Below are 275 nucleotides of genomic sequence, written 5' to 3'. Positions count from 1 at the left end.
AGCGCGTTGGTCGTGCACGAGGCGTTCGAGACGATGGTGTGCGCGGCCGGGTCGTACGCGCCGGTGTTGACCCCGAAGGCGAGGGTGACGTCGGCGCCGTCCGACGGCGCGCCGACGAGCACCTTCCTCGCGCCCGCGTCGAGGTGGGCGCGGGCGGCCTCGGCCGAGGTGAAGCGGCCGGTCGCCTCGAGCACGATGTCGACGCCGAGCCCGGCCCAGGGCAGCTTCGCCGGTTCGCGCTCGGCGAGCACCGCGATGCGGCGGCCGTCGACGAC

1 protein-coding gene is annotated in these 275 nt (G+C 75.6%); it reads right to left on the bottom strand.

Features of this window, described 5'->3' with window-relative positions:
* A partial coding sequence (locus tag ACSNOK_RS34185) for a glyceraldehyde 3-phosphate dehydrogenase NAD-binding domain-containing protein (RefSeq protein WP_436784622.1) occupies nt 1–275 on the bottom strand: 275 nt, incomplete at both ends.

Origin of the sequence: Streptomyces sp. URMC 126 (assembly GCF_051386555.1) — a bacterium.
In the GTDB taxonomy this organism is placed as follows: domain Bacteria; phylum Actinomycetota; class Actinomycetes; order Streptomycetales; family Streptomycetaceae; genus Streptomyces.
This window is presented reverse-complemented; position numbering and strand designations above follow the sequence as displayed.